General features: G+C 73.2%; 12 protein-coding genes and 1 pseudogene. 10 read left to right on the top strand and 3 right to left on the bottom strand.

Annotation, left to right across the window (positions count from 1 at the left end; genetic code table 11):
* Positions 1-70 precede the first annotated feature (70 nt).
* Positions 71-3,328: a patatin-like protein gene (locus tag AB0K03_RS08670; RefSeq protein ID WP_364682197.1), complete on the top strand. Its 3,258-nt coding sequence runs from the start codon at positions 71-73 to the stop codon at positions 3,326-3,328.
* Here the strand turns inward: AB0K03_RS08670 and AB0K03_RS08665 are convergent.
* Positions 3,261-3,440 carry a hypothetical protein gene (locus tag AB0K03_RS08665; RefSeq protein WP_364682195.1) on the bottom strand — a complete coding sequence of 60 codons (180 nt, stop codon included), beginning with the start codon at positions 3,438-3,440 and terminating at the stop codon, positions 3,261-3,263. The genes AB0K03_RS08670 and AB0K03_RS08665 overlap by 68 nt on opposite strands.
* Before the next feature lie 30 nt (positions 3,441-3,470).
* Here AB0K03_RS08665 and AB0K03_RS08660 point away from each other — a divergent pair.
* From AB0K03_RS08660 to AB0K03_RS08645, 4 genes and pseudogenes are all read left to right on the top strand, one after another.
* Positions 3,471-3,599, top strand: a pseudogene (locus tag AB0K03_RS08660) (LuxR C-terminal-related transcriptional regulator); the annotation flags it as partial.
* Positions 3,600-3,682: 83 nt separating this feature from the next.
* Positions 3,683-5,308, top strand: coding sequence for a methyl-accepting chemotaxis protein (locus tag AB0K03_RS08655; RefSeq protein ID WP_364682194.1), 1,626 nt, complete (start codon positions 3,683-3,685; stop codon positions 5,306-5,308).
* A 153-nt stretch (positions 5,309-5,461) separates the two neighbouring features.
* Complete coding sequence (locus AB0K03_RS08650; RefSeq protein ID WP_364682192.1) at positions 5,462-7,090, top strand: methyl-accepting chemotaxis protein; 1,629 nt, start codon at positions 5,462-5,464, stop codon at positions 7,088-7,090.
* Between the two features lie 27 nt (positions 7,091-7,117).
* On the top strand, positions 7,118-7,339 hold the full coding sequence (locus AB0K03_RS08645; RefSeq protein ID WP_364682191.1) for a hypothetical protein: 222 nt from the start codon (positions 7,118-7,120) through the stop codon (positions 7,337-7,339).
* A 49-nt stretch (positions 7,340-7,388) separates the two neighbouring features.
* Here AB0K03_RS08645 and fdhA read toward each other — a convergent pair whose 3' ends face one another.
* Positions 7,389-8,636, bottom strand: coding sequence for a formaldehyde dehydrogenase, glutathione-independent (gene fdhA, locus AB0K03_RS08640; RefSeq protein WP_364682189.1), 1,248 nt, complete (start codon positions 8,634-8,636; stop codon positions 7,389-7,391).
* Positions 8,637-8,821: 185 nt separating this feature from the next.
* On the opposite strand from fdhA, the gene AB0K03_RS08635 reads away from it, so the two are divergent.
* The 5 genes from AB0K03_RS08635 to AB0K03_RS08615 all read left to right on the top strand — a co-directional run bounded on the left by AB0K03_RS08635 (position 8,822) and on the right by AB0K03_RS08615 (position 16,448).
* The gene (locus tag AB0K03_RS08635; protein WP_364682187.1) at positions 8,822-10,900 is read left to right on the top strand and encodes a M14 family zinc carboxypeptidase; all 2,079 of its coding nucleotides are present in this window, start codon (positions 8,822-8,824) and stop codon (positions 10,898-10,900) included.
* A gap of 64 nt (positions 10,901-10,964) precedes the next feature.
* Positions 10,965-11,915 (top strand): DMT family transporter, encoded by a 951-nt coding sequence (locus AB0K03_RS08630; protein ID WP_364682185.1) that lies wholly within the window; start codon positions 10,965-10,967, stop codon positions 11,913-11,915.
* 74 nt (positions 11,916-11,989) lie between these two features.
* Positions 11,990-14,254: a catalase gene (locus AB0K03_RS08625; RefSeq protein WP_364682183.1), complete on the top strand. Its 2,265-nt coding sequence runs from the start codon at positions 11,990-11,992 to the stop codon at positions 14,252-14,254.
* Between the two features lie 95 nt (positions 14,255-14,349).
* Complete coding sequence (locus AB0K03_RS08620; protein WP_364682181.1) at positions 14,350-15,081, top strand: peptidylprolyl isomerase; 732 nt, start codon at positions 14,350-14,352, stop codon at positions 15,079-15,081.
* The gene (locus tag AB0K03_RS08615; protein ID WP_364682179.1) at positions 15,078-16,448 is read left to right on the top strand and encodes a S28 family serine protease; all 1,371 of its coding nucleotides are present in this window, start codon (positions 15,078-15,080) and stop codon (positions 16,446-16,448) included. Before AB0K03_RS08620 ends, AB0K03_RS08615 begins: the two co-directional genes overlap by 4 nt.
* On the opposite strand, the gene AB0K03_RS08610 is transcribed toward AB0K03_RS08615, so the two are convergent.
* Complete coding sequence (locus AB0K03_RS08610) at positions 16,432-17,016, bottom strand: TetR/AcrR family transcriptional regulator (RefSeq protein WP_364682177.1); 585 nt, start codon at positions 17,014-17,016, stop codon at positions 16,432-16,434. The genes AB0K03_RS08615 and AB0K03_RS08610 overlap by 17 nt on opposite strands.
* Positions 17,017-17,062 lie beyond the last annotated feature (46 nt).

Here is a 17,062-nt window from a genome sequence, read left to right as displayed (position 1 = left end):
CCGCAACCCGACCGCCGGTATCACCGACCGTGCCCGTGCATCGGCTTGGCAGGCACAGAGGAGGTGCGTCGTGAGCGTTCCCACCATTCCCGTACCGCCCGCCGCGGAGACCACCGCCGCCGAGCCCGGCATCACGACGGCGCCGGACGAGGTCGTCCCGCGGCGTCCGGACCTGACCTCGCGCGGCGCCGCCGCGCCGGACGGCGGTCCCCGGCCGGCGACGCTGGCGACCCAGGAGGTACGCCTGGCGCTCGCGTTCACCGGCGGGGTCAGCCTCGCCGTGTGGATGGGCGGCGTGGCGCGGGAGCTGGACCTGCTCGTGCAGGCGAGCGCCCTGCGGACACCCCGGGAGCCGTTCCCGCAGCCGGCGGAGCGCGGCGCCGCCCTGCGGCTGCGGGAGCGCTACCAGCGGCTGCTGGAGCTGGTGGATGTGCAGGTGGGCGTCGACGTGCTCGCCGGCACGAGCGCGGGCGGCATCAACGCCGCGCTGCTCGGGCTGTCCGGTGCGCGCCGCGTCGGCCTGGGCGGGCTGCGGGGGATCTGGCTGGAGGCGGGCGACGTCGGCCGGCTGCTGCGCGACCCCGGCGAGCCCGCGCCGCCCTCACTGCTGCGGGGCGACGACCAGATGCTGACCGCGCTGAACTCCGGCATCCGGACGATCCTCGGCGGCCGGGCGACGGTCGCGGAACCCCGCAGGACCGACGTCTTCATCACCACGACGCTGCTGTCGCCGGAGATCGGCCGGTTCACCGACGATTACGGTACGCAGATCGGCGACGCCGACCACCACGCGCTGTTCCACTTCGACGAGTCCGCGCTCGCCGGTGACATCGCGGCGCCGCTGGCCCTCGCCGCCCGCAGCAGCGCCTCCTTCCCGGGGGCCTTCGAGCCGTCGTTCCTGCCGGTCGGCCGCCGGGCCGCCGGGGAGCTGGACGACCTGCACCCGGACATGACGCCGTACGTGGACGCGACCCGCTCGCACTGGGCGGCGGACGGCGGCCTGCTCGTCAACCGCCCCCTCGCGCCCGTGCTCCAGACGATCTTCGACCGGGAAGGGGACCGGCACGTCCGCCGTGCGCTGCTGTACGTCGTACCGTCGAGCGCTCCTGCCGCGGCACCGCCGGAGAGCAGCAAGGCGCAGCCGCCGGATCTGGCCGCCGCCCTGCTCGCGGATCTGAACGCGACCATGAACCAGTCCATCGCGGCCGACCTGGCCGCGATCAAGGAACACAACGACCGGGTACGCGCCATGGCCGACACCCGGCTTCGCCTCGCGGTCCTCGCGGGCCGGCTGGGCGACGGCGGCCTGCTCACCGACCCGGGCGCGTGGGCGGACTACCGGCGGCGGCAGGGCAACTGGCTCGTGACGCCGCTCCTGGCCGAGATCGCCCGGCAGCTGCCGGCGCTGTGGCCGGAGCACGCCGAGGGGCCGTTCCTGCCCGGCACCGACCAGATGGAGGAGCTGCGGGCGGCGGCCGTCGACGCGGTCAACCGGCGCTGGCCCGCCGAGCCGCCCGCGACCGAGGCGGAGGCGGCCGAGGCGGCGGTGGCCCTCGGCCGGCCCGCGTTCGACGCGGCCAAGGCGACCGTGCTGCGCCTGGTCCGGCTGGGCTACACGCTGTCCGGGTCGGTCGAGGACCGCTACGCCTTCGCCCATGCGGCCATGCGGGTGCTGCGGCCGCTCAGCGAGACGCGCCAGACGCAGATCAAGTCGTTCGTCCGGACTCACCTGGACCCGGTGGCCCGCCGCGCCTCGGTCGCGTCGCTGCCCGGCGATGTGGCGGAGCTGGCCGCGGAGTACGCGCGGCTGCAGGGCTCCGAGGAGGACCTGCGTGCCGCGTGGCGCGAGCTCACCGGTGTGGTGAACCTGGTCGCGGGACGGCTGCGGCGGCTCGCCGGGGACGCGGTGACGGCCGGCAGTCCCGCCCCCGACGGCGCCCGGCCGTCGGCGGCCCAGCGGCGCGCGGCGGCCGGCGAGGAGATCCAGGCCTACCTCGCCGTCCTCGGCGGCCCGGAACCGGTCCGGATGCTGCTGGACCTGCACGTGGCCGTACGGTCGGTGCTGCCGGTCCTGCAGGAGGTGGAGCAGTTCGTCGAGCTGATCCAGGTCAGCGCCGACACCCGCAGCGGGCTGGCGCCGGGCCATCCGACCGCGGCGAGCAAGCTGACCGGCCTGCAGGTCCATCACTTCGGTGCCTTCTACAAGCGGTCGTGGCGCGCCAACGACTGGATGTGGGGCCGGCTCGACGGGTGCGGCTGGCTCGTGCACCTGCTCCTCGACCCGCGGCGCGTCCTGGCCGTGCTGGAGAACGACGGCGTTCCCGCCGGCCGGCGCGTGGCGACGTTCGTGGACCGGCTGGCGGAGTTCGGCCGGCCGGTGCCCGGCGAGCATCGCGCCGCGCTGGCGTTCCTGGACGACGAGACGCTGCCCGTCCCGCCGAGCCTGCCCGGCCTCGCCATGTGGCTGGCCGAGGCCTTCCAGGAGGACATCGCCGCGGAGGAGCTGCGCGTGGTGGCCGAGGAGATCCGTGACGAGGGTGGCCGGGGGCAGTGGCTGCAGGCCTTCGACGCGTGGTCGGCGCAGGAGCAGCCGTCGCGTACGGAGACCGCCGCGCTGCTCGACTCCTGCCCGGTTCCCGGCGAGACCCTGCGCGAGGAGGCCCGCAGGCGTACGCCGTTGTTCCTGCGTACGGCCACGCGGGCGGCGGCGGTGGCCACGGCGGCCGGGACCGGGATGGCGGACCCGCCGCGCTCGCTGCGGCCGACGTTCGCCACCGTACGGGCGGTGACGCGTACGGCGTACCAGGCCGTGGACCGCAGCTCCGGGCGGCGCGGGCCGATGGTGCTCAGCGGTCTCGCCCTGCTGGCCTGCGGGGTGCTGGCGTTGCTGACCGACATCACCCTGCTGGGCCTGACCGGGATGGTCGCCTGCGCCACGGGGGCGGTCGTGCTCGCGCTCACGCTCGGGCCCGGGGCGGCCGGGGCGCTGCGTACCCTGGTGCTGGTCGCGGCGCTCCTGCTCGGGGCCGCGCCTTGGCTCCCGTGGCTGCACGACCGGTTGTTCCCGGGGCTCGGCGCCGGGGTCGACGCCGTGGAGAGCCACCCGTGGGCCTGGCCCGTCCTGCTGTTCCTGCTGCTGTTGCCGCCGCTCACCTTCGTCGCCGACCTCGCCCGCCGGGTCCGGGTCCGGCCGTCCGGCCGCCGCAGGGCCGCCACGCCCGCGCCGGAGGCCGCCTCCACGGCCCCCGGCGGGCAGCTCGTCACAGCGTCCGCGCGCGGCGGGCTGCTCGGATCCCTACGACTGCGAGCGGGGCGAACAGCGCGGTGAACATCCCCACCAGCGCGACGACGTAGACGCCGGTGGCCCACCAGCCGACGACGCCCGTCCGGGCCAGCCCGATGTAGAGCAGGAGCAGGCCGAGGAAGCCCAGCATCGACACGTCGCGCCACGGGGAGAGCAGCGCGCCGGCGCCGCGCGGATGTACCTGGGCGAGGCGACGGTCAAGACCCGCCTGTCCCGCATCCTCATGAAGCTCGGGCTGCGGACCCGCGTGCAGGCCGTCGTGTACGCGTACCGCAACGGCCTGGTGCGCGGCTGATCGATCACCAAAGCTCAACCGATGCATCCTCGCGCCGATAGGAGCGCTCACACCCACAGTGGGACGCAACCGGAGGGGCACCGATGGCACGACGGGCACGTACGGCGGACGGCGAGCACGGCGGCTGGATCGCCAACCTGCGGGTCGGTGTCAAGATCGGCCTGGCGCTCGTCGTGGCGCTGCTGGCCGGCGGTGTGGTCGCGGCCGTGGGCCTCGTCGCGCTGAGCCAGACGAACGCCAACGCGCACGCCGTCTACGAGGAGAACCTCAAGCCGTCCGCGGCCCTCGCCGCAGCCCAGGGCTCCTTCGACGACGAGCTGTTCGCGCTGGTGCTGGCGACCGTCTCCGATCAGCGGTCCGAGTCGGAGGCGAAGGTGGCCGTGGCCCGGCGCGACGCCACCCAGCTGGCGACCGGTGTCCACGCCTACAAGTCGCTGGGTGTGACAGGGGCGAAGGGGCAGCTGATCGCCCGGCTCGAGAAGGACCTGCTCGCCTTCCACACCGCCCGCGATGCCCAGCTGGTGCCGGCGGCGCTGGCCGGCGACGGTGAGGCCTTCGAGCGCGGGTACGAGACCGTCGTCGAGCCGCTCGCCGCCCAGGTGAACACCGACTTCGACGCGCTGCGCGACTTCGAGGCGGCCAACGCCCGGCGGGCCGCCGCCGCCACGAGCGACGCGTACCGGAGCAGCCGCATCGTGATGATCTCCTGCCTGGCCGCCGGCTTCGTCGTGGCGGCGCTGCTGGGGTGGCTCACGGTCCGGCGCATCACCGGGCCGCTGCGCCAGGTCAGCGCCACGCTGGCGCGGGTGGCCGACGGCGACCTCACCGGTACGGTCCCGGTCCGCTCACGCGACGAGGTCGGGACGATGGCCGCCGCGGTCAACCGGGCCACCGCGACGATGCGCGGCACCGTGCAGTCCCTGGGTACGGCTTCGCAGTCGCTCGCCGCCGCGGCCGAGGAGCTGTCCGCGACCAGCGACCAGATCGCCGGGAACGCGGAGAGCTCCAGCGACCAGGCCGAGGGCGTCGCGGCCGCCGCCGAGCAGATCCGCGCCAACGTGGAGACCGTCGCGGCCGGCTCGGAGCAGATGGGCGCCTCCGTCCGCGAGATCGCCGAGAACGCCTACCAGGCCGCGGCGGTCGCCGGGGAGGCCGTGACGATGGCCGCCACGACGAACGACACGGTCGCCAAGCTGGGCACGTCCTCCGCGGAGATCGGCAACGTGGTCAAGCTCATCACGGCGATCGCCGAGCAGACCAACCTGCTCGCGCTCAACGCCACGATCGAGGCGGCCCGCGCGGGCGACGCCGGCAAGGGTTTCGCCGTCGTGGCGTCCGAGGTCAAGGACCTGGCGCAGGAGACCGCCAAGGCCACCGAGGACATCGGCGCCCGGGTGACCGCGATCCAGGCGGACACCGGCACGGCCATCACGGCGATCGGGGAGATCGGCGAGATCATCTCCCGGATCAGCGACTACCAGACCACCATCGCGGCGGCGGTCGAGGAGCAGACCGCGACCACCGCCGAGATGAACCGGGGCGTCGGTGAGGCGGCCGCGGGGATCGGCCAGATCGCCGGTGGCATCGGCACGCTCGCCGCGGCGACCCGCCTGACCACCGAGAGCGTCGGCGACTCGCAGCGCGCGGCCGGCGAGCTCGCGCGCATGTCGGCCGAGCTGCAGTCCCTGGTGACCGCTTTCCGGGTCTGACGGGGCGGCCGGTCCGGGCCGCAACCGGGATGCAACCGGCCCGGTGAGGCTGCCGGAGCAGCACGAAGAGGGAGATTCACCGGCGGTGACGCGCGCCGATAGGCGGGCTGACAGCGATCAAGCCTGCAGGGCGCGGAACCGGAGGAATCAGGGATGGCACGACGGCACTCGGCAACGGAGAGCGGCATCAAGGGAAGCTGGTTCGGCAACCTCGGCGTAGGCGTGAAGATCAGCCTTGCGCTCCTCGTGTCGCTGCTCGCCGGCGCCGTGGTGGCGACCGTGGGTCTCGTCGCCTTGAGCCAGGCGAACGCCGACGCCACCGAGATCTACGAGGAGAACCTCAAGCCGTCCGCCGCCCTCGCCGCCGCCCAGGGCGCCTTCGACGACGAGCTCTTCGGCCTGGCCATGGCGAACATCTCGGCCGAGGCGTCCGACAGCCGGCAGAAGATCGAGGACGCCCAGCGGGCGGCCGCGATCGTGCAGAAGGGCGTCGACGACTATGCGGCGCTCGGCCTGGACGCCGCGCAGCAGACGCCGGTCGACGAGCTCAAGCAAAGCCTGACCGCCTTCAACGCCATCCGCGACGCCCGGCTCATCCCCACGGCCCTGGCCGACAACAGCGCCGGCTTCGAGACGGCGTACGACGGCATCGCCGCGCCCCTGGTCGACAAGGTCAACGCCGCTTTCGACGCCCTTGCCGGGTTCGAGGCGGACAGCGCCGCCGCGGCGGCCAAGGCGACGGCCGGCGACTACCGCACCAGCCGGACGATCATGATCGCCTGCCTGGTGGCCGGGTTCGCGGCCGCCGTCCTGCTCGGTTGGCTCACCGTCCGGCGCATCACCGGGCCGCTCGGCCAGGTGAGCGCCACGCTGACCCGGGTCGCCGAGGGCGATCTGACCGGTACGGTCCCGGTCCGCTCGCGCGACGAGGTCGGCGTCATGGCCGGCGCCCTGAACCGGGCCACCGGCAACATGCGCGACACCGTGCAGTCACTGGGCCAGGCCTCCCAGTCGCTCGCGGCCGCCGCGGAACAGCTCTCGGCCGCCAGCACGCAGATCTCCGGGAACGCCGAGGAGTCCAGCAACCAGGCGGGCAACGTCGCCGCCGCCGCGGAGCAGATCCGCCGCAACGTGGACACCGTCGCGGCCGGTTCCGAGGAGATGAGCGCGTCCATCCGCGAGATCGCCGAGAACGCCAATCAGGCCGCCCACGTCGCCGGCGAGGCCGTGACGATGGCCCGGACGACCAACGCGACGGTCTCCAGCCTCGGCACGTCCTCCGCGGAGATCGGCAACGTCGTCAAGCTGATCACGGCGATCGCGGAACAGACGAACCTGCTCGCGCTCAACGCCACGATCGAGGCGGCGCGCGCCGGTGACGCCGGCAAGGGCTTCGCGGTGGTCGCCAGCGAGGTCAAGGATCTCGCCCAGGAGACGGCCAAGGCCACCGAGGACATCAGCGCCCGGGTGACCGCGATCCAGGCGGACACGGACACCGCCATCACGGCGATCGGGGAGATCGGCGTGATCATCAACCGGATCAGCGACTACCAGACCACCATCGCGGCGGCGGTGGAGGAGCAGACGGCCACCACCGGCGAGATGAGCCGCGGCGTCAGCGAGGCCGCCGGCGGCGTCAACCACATCGCCCGGGGCATCGAGACGCTGGCCACGACGACCCGGCTGACCACCGAGAGCGTCGGGGAGTCCCAGCGCGCCGCCCGGGACCTGGCCCGGATGTCCGGCGAACTGCAGCAGCTGGTCGGCACGTTCCGGGTGTGAGGCCGCCGGTCGGCCGATACTGGGGTCATGGCCGCTGCACCCGTGGAGATGCGCCGGTGCCCGCGCTGCGGGCACCTGACCCGCGCCGACCGCATGGTCAAGGGGTACGGCCGCGACTGCGCCGCGCAACTCGGCCTGACCGGCCGCTCGGTCGACACCGGCCACACCGGTCCGGACCTGCTCGACCTGCTCGGGGAGGACCCGGCCGACGCCTGTGACGGCTGGGACCGCCCGGCCGACCGCGCCTGATGCGGGCGCCGGGCGCTGCCGCGCCGGAGGCCGGCGCGGCAGCCCGTCGTCAGGCCGCGCTTCGGCTCACCATGCCGTGCGGGTCGAGGACGTACTTGCGGGCCGCGCCCTGGTCGAAGTCGCGGTAGCCGTCCGGGGCCTGGTCCAGCGGAAGCGGGGTGGCGTTGACGTTCTTCGCGATCTGGACGCGGTCGTGCAGGATCGCCATCATCAGCTCGCGGTTGTACTTCATCACCGGGCACTGGCCGGTGACGAACGAGTGCGACTTCGCCCAGCCGAGACCGAGCCGGATCGACAGCGAGCCCTCCTTCGCCGCCTCGTCCACGCCGCCCGGGTCGCCGGTGACATAGAGGCCCGGCACGCCGATCGCGCCGCCGGCCCGGGTGAGGTCCATGAGGGAGTTGAGCACGGTCGCCGGCATCTCGGTCTGCGCGTTCGCGCCGTGCCCGCGGGCCTCGAAGCCCACGGCGTCCACGGCGGCGTCGACCAGGGGCTGGCCGATCGCCGGGGCGTCGTGGCCGAGGATCTGCTGGACCTGCTCGACCGGGTCGCCCGCGGCCACGTCGACGGTCTCGCAGCCGAAGCTGTGCGCCTGCTCCAGCCGTTCCTTGTTGAGGTCGCCGACGATGACGACGGCGGCGCCGAGCAGGAACGCCGAGGTGGCGGCGGCCAGGCCGACCGGTCCCGCGCCGGCGATGTAGACGGTGGAGCCGGTGGTGACCCCGGCGGTGACGCAGCCGTGGTAGCCGGTGGGGAAGATGTCGGCGAGCATGGCCAGGTCCAGGATCTTCTCCATGGCCTGGTCGCGGTCGGGGAACTTGAGCAGGTTCCAGTCGGCGTACGGCACCAGCACGTACTCCGCCTGCCCGCCGATCCAGCCGCCCATGTCGACGTAGCCGTACGCGGACCCGGGCCGGTCCGGGTTCACGTTGAGGCACACGCCGGTCTTGCGCTCCTTGCAGTTGCGGCACCGCCCGCAGGAGATGTTGAACGGCACCGAGCACAGGTCGCCGACTTTGACGAACTCCACGTCGGACCCGACATCGACCACCTCACCGGTGATCTCGTGGCCGAGCACGAGCCCCTGCGGCGCGGTGGTGCGCCCGCGGACCATGTGCTGGTCGCTGCCGCAGATGTTGGTGGCGACCGTCTTGAGGATCGCGCCGTGCGGCGTACGCCGGCCGACATTCGCCTTGTTGACGCCGGGGCCGTCCTTCATCTCGTACGTGGGGTAGTCGGTGTCCCGGACCTCCACCACGCCGGGGCCCTGGTAGACAACCGCTCTGTTGCCTGGCATCTCGCGCCTCCGTAAGGATCGATGCACTCCGTGACGGCCATGTTTCTCGTGCTGTGCGGCAAAGAGAACCGTCGATAGTGACGAAACGCGCCGATAGTCGCAATGCGCCGCATACCGGTGCGTTGACATCGGCCGGGCGGTGGGATGGGGTGACAGCGACATCCTTCGATGGCGCAGGAGGTTCGATGATCCGGCTCCGCTGGCCGGCCGCCGCCGTGGTGTTCACGGTGGCGACCGCTCTCGTCCCACCCGCGGCGAACGCCGCGCCCGCCCCGCCGCCCGCGCCGGCCGCCGCTGCCGTGCGGCTCGCCGCCGGTGAACACGGGCTCGTCCGGTTCCGGCTGCCCGGCGAGGCCGCGCTGCAGCGACTGGTCGCCGCCGGCGCCGACCTCGCCGCGCGGCCTCGCACCGTGCCGGGCGCCGTGCTGGCCGACGTGGTCGTCGACGACCGGCAGCTCGCCGCACTGACCGCGGACGGGGCCGTACCCGTGCAGCTCATCGAGCGGCAGTCCGACGCGGCCCGGCGGCTGGCCGAGAAGCGCGCCGCGACGACCGCACAGGCCGACACACTGCAATTCCTGCAGGCGTACTGGTGGACAGCGAACGGGCGGACGTTCCTGCAGACGCAGGTGGCCACGACCGCGACGGACGACCCGGACGTCGAGATCACGGTGACGTGGCGGACCGCCGACGGAGCGACCGGCTCGTACCCGCTGATCCGCTTCGAGGACTCGGGCGAATACCAGTACCACTACGCGCTGCCGCAGCCCTTGCCGGCGCGACCCGTGCAGGTCAGCGCCACCTCGAGCCTGGGCGGGAAGTCGCGGACCGTGACGCCCGCGGCGTGGCCGGACGCCACCCCGCCGGCCCCGCCGGCCGGGTATCAGAAGGACTTCGTGGACGCGTACATGACGCCGGCGGACATCAGCGCGCGGATCCGGCGGCTGGCCCGGCAGTACCCGGCCCTCGTCGACGTCATCAACCTGCCGGACAAGACCCAGGGCTATCGGCGTACGGCGTCCGCGTACCTCGGTGACCCGGCCGTGGCGGCGGTGGTCGTGGAGTCGGTCCGCTTCGGTGACCAGGGCATGAACGGCGTCCAGGTGCGTACCGTCGATCCCGGTGCCCCGAACCGGCCGCTGTCCGCCGCGTACCGGGACCGGGTTCTGACGATCCGGCTCGCCACCGACGCCGGCGGCAAGGTGATCAGCACGACCGACGACGTGGCCGCGTTCGTCTCGGCCCGCTACCCGCAGCGGTTCCGCGCGGTCGTGGAGGACGGCTCGGCCGGCCTGCCGATGCCGGTGGCCGGGCCGGTACGCCTCGACGACGGCCTGCAGGGCGCCGAGGTGCCGAAGCGGCCCTGGACCGTGCAGGCGTTGCGGATCGGCAAGGTGCGCGACGGCTCCAAGATCGGCGTGCTGGCCTACTCGCAGGAGCATGCGCGGGAGTGGGCGACCCCGCTGGTGACGCTGGAGTTCGCCGAGCGGCTGCTGGCCAACTATGCGACCGACCCGGCCACCCGCGCGCTGGTCGACTCGGTGGACGTGTTCGTGATCCCGACGGTCAACCCGGACGGCGCGAACTACTCGTTCAACGACTTCAACTTCCAGCGCAAGAACCTGGTCGACCACTGCACCGGCACGGCCCGCGACCCGCGCAACCGCAACGCGTGGGGCGTCGACGTCAACCGCAACTACGCGGTGGGCTCCTACTTCGACGGGTACGTCGGCGGCAGCCCCAACTGCCTCTCCGGCACGTACGCGGGCACCGCCGAGCTGTCCGAAGCTGAGAGCCGCAACGTCGTGGCGCTGGCCCGTTCGCACTCGAATATCCGGTTCGCGATGAATGTCCATAGCTATGGTGGCTATTTCATGTGGCCGCCGGGGGCGTACAAGGCGGACGGGCGGGTGACGCTGCCGCGACCGTCCATCGACGAGTCGAAGTTCTTCCTCGACAGCGCGCGGCGCATCGTGGGCGCCATCGCGGCCGAGCGCGGCACGGTGACCTGGCCGTCGTACACCGGACCGGTCGCCGACGTGCTCTACTCCGCGGCCGGCAACTCCGCCGACCAGCTCTACTACGACCTCGGCATCGACGCGTGGGACTTCGAGGTGGGCAACGACCGCTGGAACGAGGCCACGCAGCAGTGGGAGGGCGTCGGTTTCCAGCCGCCGTTCGAGGAGGCGCACGCCGAGGCCCAGGAGTACGCCGGCGGCCTCGTCGAGCTGGTCCGCGTCGCGAGCGAGCAGGAGGTGCGGTAGCGCTGACCGCCCGGTGTTAGCGTCATGAGCGAAACCTGATTCGCTCGTTACCTCGGGGGTGCCCGTGCGGCCAGCACGCTCCGCCGGCCTGGGCCTGGGACTGGCCCTGCTGTCGGCGGCCACGTTCGGGACCTCGGGCACCTTCGCCCGCTCGCTGATCGACGCGGGCTGGTCGGCGGGCGCCGCGGTGGCCGTCCGCGTCGGCGTCGCGGCGCTGATCCTCGCCGCGCCGGCGGCCCTCGCGCTGCGCGGGCGCTGGGGCGTGGCCCGCCGCTCGCTGGCCGACGTCGGCCTGTTCGGCCTGCTGGCGGTCGGGGGCGCGCAGCTCGGCTTCTTCAACGCCGTCCGCTACCTGCCGGTCGGGGTCGCGCTGCTGCTCGAGTACTCGGGGATCGTGCTCGTGATGTTGTGGATGTGGCTGCGCCACGGCGAGCGCCCGCGCCGGCTCACCGTGGCCGGTTCGGTCGCCGCGGTGGTCGGCCTGAGCCTCGTGCTGGACGTCACCGGCGACGCCCGCATCGACCCGGTCGGCGTGCTGTGGGGGCTGATGGCCGCGGTCGGCCTGGCCACGTACTTCGTGCTGTCCGCGCGGGTGCACCCGGAGCTGCCGTCGGTCGCGCTCGCCTGCGGCGGCATGGCGTTCGGGGCGGTCGTGCTCGTCGTGCTGGGCGTGCTCGGCGTCCTGCCCCTGCACGCGACGTTCGGGTCGGTCGGCTTCGCCGGCCACCGGACCAGCTGGCTGCTGCCGACCGCCGGACTGGTGCTGGTCGCGGCGGTGATCTCGTACGTGACCGGCATCGGCGCCGCCCGCATCCTCGGCGCGGCCCTGTCCTCCTTCGTCGGCCTCACCGAGGTGCTCTTCGCGGTCCTCATCGCCTGGCTCGTGCTGGACGAGCTGCCGGGCGTGCTGCAGCTGATCGGCGGCGCATTCGTGGTCGCCGGCATCGCGCTGGTCCGGCTCGACCAGCTGCCGGGCCGTCACGCGGCCGCAACCGAGGAGCCGGTCAGGGTCTGAACCCCTTGTTTGCGACCACCCGACCCGGGTACCCGCTGTGGGCATCAGCCGCCGATTCTGGAGGAACCGCCCATATGGATTCGCACAATCCCGCCAAGGTGGTCAAGGACGTCGTGCAGACCGCCGCGGCGAAGGTGGCCGACGCCCTGAGCTCCGACATCCCCGGCAAGCCCGGCAGCGCCCCGGCGCCGCTGAACGAGCCGGCCACGCCGGCCGAGCCGCTGCCGCCGAAGAACGAACAGGGCACCCCGGACACGCGTACGCCCACCGGCGCGGAGACCGGCGTCCCCGCCCCGGCGAAGGCGCAGCAGGGTGCGTACCTGACCACCTCGCAGGGTGCCAGGCTGCGCGACACCGACCACTCGCTGAAGGCGGGCCCGCGGGGCCCGATCCTCATGCAGGACCACCACTTCCGCGAGAAGCTCACCCACTTCGACCACGAACGCATCCCCGAGCGCGTCGTGCACGCGCGCGGCGCGGGGGCGCACGGCGTCTTCGTCGGGTACGGCACCGCCGCCGACGTCACCAAGGCCGGCTTCCTCGCCAAGGGCAAGGAGACCCCGGTCTTCGTCCGCTTCTCCACCGTGCTCGGCTCGCGCGGCTCGGCCGACACGGTCCGCGACACCCGCGGGTTCGCGACGAAGTTCTACACCGACGAGGGCACGTTCGACCTGGTCGGCAACAACATCCCGGTCTTCTTCATCCAGGACGCCATCAAGTTCCCGGACGTCATCCACGCGGGCAAGCCGCACCCGGACCGGGAGATCCCGCAGGCGCAGAGCGCGCACGACACGTTCTGGGACTTCGTCTCGCTGCACACCGAGGCGCAGCACCACACCATCTGGAACATGTCCGACCGCGGCATCCCGCGTTCGTACCGGACGATGGAGGGCTTCGGGGTCCACACCTTCCGCCTGGTGAACGAGGCCGGCGAGACGGTGCTGGCGAAGTTCCACTGGAAGCCCAAGCTCGGCGTGCACTCGCTGGACTGCGAGGAGGCCCAGCTGCTGGCCGGGGTCGACCCGGACTTCCACCGCCGTGACCTGTACGACGCCATCGAGGCCGGCGCCTTCCCCGAGTGGGAGCTGGGCATCCAGGTCTTCCCGGACACGCCGGAGGAGACCTTCGCCGGGATCGACCTGCTCGACCCGACCAAGATCGTGCCGGAGGAGCTCGCGCCGGTGCAGGCCATCGGCAAGATGACGCTCAACCGGACGCCGACCAACTTCTTCGCCGAGACCGAGCAGGTGGCGTTCCACCTCGGTCACCTGCCGCCGGGCATCGACGTGACCAACGACCCGCTGTTGCAGGGCCGGCTGTTCTCGTACGTCGACACCCAGCTCACCCGGCTGGGCGGCCCGAATTTCTCGCAGATCCCGATCAACCGGCCGCACGCGCCGGTGAACGACATGCTGCGCGACGGCTTCCACCAGCACGCGGTGCACGCCGGGGTGGCGCCGTACAAGCCGAACTCGCTGGACGGCGGCAACCCGTTCACCACCGAGGAGAACGCGTTCGCCGACCTGCCGGTCACGGTCGCCGAGGCGCCCAAGGTACGGGCCAACCCGGCCACCTTCGACGACCACTACAGCCAGACCCGCCTCTTCTGGGCCAGCATGTCGCCGGTCGAGAAGGAGCACATCATCCGCGCGTACACGTTCGAGCTGGGCAAGTGCTACGAGCAGGCGATCAAGGAACGCCAGCTGCAGTGCCTGGCCAACGTCGACCCGGTGTTGTGCGAGCAGGTCGCCACCGGGCTGGGCCTGCCCGCGCCGCAGCCCACCGTGCCGCTCGCCGAGGTCGCGCCGAGCCCGGCGCTGTCCCAGGTCGGCGCCCGCTGGCCGGGCGACGGGCGCATGATCGGCATCGTGGTCGACCCGCAGGGCGGTCTCGACGACGTGAGTGAGGTCCGCCGGGCGGTGTTCGCGGCCGGCATGGTGCCGCTGCTGATCGCCCCGCACGGCGGCATGGTCGGCGGCGACCCGGTGCAGCGCACCTTCGCCACCGCCCGGTCGGTGGAGTTCGACGCGCTGCTGCTCGCCGGCGCGCCGGCCCCGGCGCCGGACGCGCTGCCGGCCCGCGACGCCAAGGCGGGCGCGGAGGGCGGGATGGCCCTCGCCGCCGTGGACCCGCGCGTGGAGCTGCTCATCGACGAATGCTGGCGGCACGCGAAGGCCATCGGCGCCTGGGGTGCGGGCGTCACCGCGCTGCAGCAGGCCGGCGTCGCCGGCACGCCCGGCGTCGTGACCGCCGAGTCCGGTGGCGAGGCGTTCACGGCGGTGCAGCAGCTGCTCGCCGCCCACCGCGTCTGGGAGCGGTTCCCCGCCTCCGTCGCCTGATCCACACCGGACCCTTCCGTCCCCGCAAGCTTGACCCCGGGCATGGTCATCGATTAAGCAAGGTCGATGTCTGTCGATGGGGACGGAGGGGTCCGGTGATCCACGCATTCCTGAGCCGCACGCTCGCGGTGGTGCTCGCGGCCGGCACGGTCGCAGTCGGGGGCACAGCCGCCGCAGCGGCCGGAGCGGGCCCGCAGCAACCGACCAACGGTCCCTGCCAGTACACGCCGACGCCCGACGAGCCCGCCGCCCGGCCGGTGCCGCTACCCCGCGACCCGGCGCACACCCCCGACCACGGCACGGTCGGGGTGCTGCTGCGGACCAACCTCGGGCCGATCCCGCTCACGCTCGACCGGGCCGCAGCGCCCTGCACGGTGCAGAGCTTCCTGCACCTCGTGCGGCACCGGTTCTACGACCGTACGATCTGCCACCGGCTCACCGCGTACCCGACGCTGAGCGTCCTGCAGTGCGGTGACCCGACGGGTACGGGGGAGGGCGGCCCCGGCTACCGCTACAAGGACGAGTTGCCGACGGATCTGCCGCCCGCGCCGACCGACCCGACCGGGGCCCGGCGCGTGTACGCCCGCGGCGTGCTGGCCATGGCCAACGCCGGTCCGGACACCAACGGCAGCCAGTTCTTCCTGGTGTACGCCGACTCCGCGCTGCGCCCCAACTACACGATCTTCGGCAGCGCCGGGCCGGCCGGGTTGCGCACCCTGGACCGGGTCGCCGCCGGGGGAGTGGCGCCGACGCCCGAGGATCCCGCGCCCGTCGACGGCCCGCCCGCGCTGCGTACGGAGATCGTCAAGGCGAGGGCCGGCCGGTGAGGCGGCTGCTCGTCGCGGTCGTGTCCGCGCTGGCCCTGCTCGCGCCCGCGGTCCCGGCCGCCGCCGCCGACGACCTCGTCGACCGGCTGAACGCGATCCCCGGGCTGACCATCGTGTCGCAGAGCGAGCCCGCCGGTCACCGCTTCTTCGTGCTGGAGTACCGCCAGCCGGCCGACCACCGGCACCCGGGGCAGGGCACGTTCGCGCAGCGGCTCACGCTGCTGCACCGCGCGACCGGCGCGCCCGTGGTCCTGGCCACCGGCGGGTACGGCCTGCCCGCCCAGCCCCGGCCGTCGCAGACCGAGCCCACCGCGCTGCTCGGTGCCAACCAGGTGTCGGTGGAGCACCGCTTCTTCACGCCGTCGCGGCCGCAGCCGGCGGACTGGTCCGACCTGACGATCTGGCAGGAGGCGTCCGACGAGCACCGGATCGTGCAGGCGCTCAAGACCATCTACTCCGGACGGTGGATCCAGACCGGGGCCAGCAAGGGCGGCATGACGTCGGTCTACCACCGCCGCTTCTACCCGGGTGACGTCGACGGCGTGGTCGCGTACGTGGCCCCGGACGACGTCGTGAACCCGCTGGACGGCGCGTACGAGCGGTTCTTCGCCACGGTCGGCGAGGCGAGCTGCCGTACGGCCCTGCAGCACCTGCAGCAGGAGGCGCTGCGCCGCCGCGACCGCCTCCGGGCGCTGCTCGAGGCGGAGGCCGCCGCGAACGGCTACACGTTCGCCGGCACGGTGGGCACCGCGGACCGGTCGTTCGAGCTGACCATGCTGGACACGCCGTGGGCGTTCTGGCAGTACTCGTCGGCGGCCGACTGCCCGTCCGTACCCCCGGTCACGGCCACGGACCAGGAGCTGTACGCCTGGATCGACGCGGTCGCGGGCTGGAGCTTCTACACCGACCAGGGGCTCGCGCCGTACCTTCCGTACTACCGCCAGGCCGCCGCCCAGCTCGGCTGGCCCGACCTGGCGTTCCGGCACCTGCGCGGCCTCACCCGCTATCCCGGCCTGTACGCCCCCGACGCCGTCCTGCCCGCCGACCTGAAGACGCGGCACAACCCGCTGCCGATGCTGGACGTCGACCACTGGGTGCGTACCCGCTCGGAACGCATGCTGTTCATCTACGGCCAGAACGACCCCTGGAGCTCCGAGAAGTTCACGCCCAGCCCTCGCGACTCGCACCTGTACGTCGCACCGGGCGCGAACCACGGCGCGAACATCTCCCGGCTCGCCCCGGCGGACGCGGCGGCGGCCACCGCCACCCTGCGCCGCTGGGCCGGGGTGAGCGATACGGCGGCGCAGAGCCGGCGGGCGGCCACCCTGCCGTTCGACGACATGCTGCCGCTCAGGCGACCGGCGTGACGTCACCGGGCTGCGTCCCGCGCAGCCCGGTGACCAGCAGCTTGACCAGGCGGCGGGCGTCGTAGCGCTCGTCGCCCTCCGCCCCCGCGCACAAATTGCCGACGCCGCGCAGGAGCTCGTACGGGCTGATCTCCACGCGGATCTCCCCGGCCGTGACGGCGGCGTCGAGCAGCTCGGCGCACACGGGCAGAAGCCGCTCGAGGAAGAGCCCGTGCAGGTTGCGGAAGCTCGCGTTGTCCGACTGCAGCACCGCCGCCAGCCCGTGTTTCGTCACGAGGAAGTCGACGAACAGGTCGATCCACCGCGACAGCGCCGCGTGCGGGGTGGGCTCCTGCTTCAGCAGCTCTGGGCCGGCCTCGGCGCAGGCGTCCACCTGGTGCCGGTACACCGCGACGATGAGGTCCGCCCGGGTGGGGAAGTGCCGGTAGATCGTGCCGACCCCGACGCCGGCCCGGGCGGCGATGTCGCGGACCGGTGCGTCCACGCCCGAGGTCACGAAGACGCTCGCGGCGGCCTCCAGCAACGTCTGCTCATTGCGCCGGGCGTCGGCCCGCTTCTGTGGTGGCACCCACTCATCCTTCCGTACGGCCGGGTTGCCAAAGCGGAACGCGGTT

Source organism: Actinoplanes sp. NPDC049316 (assembly GCF_040677315.1).
Lineage (GTDB): Bacteria > Actinomycetota > Actinomycetes > Mycobacteriales > Micromonosporaceae > Actinoplanes.
This window is presented reverse-complemented; position numbering and strand designations above follow the sequence as displayed.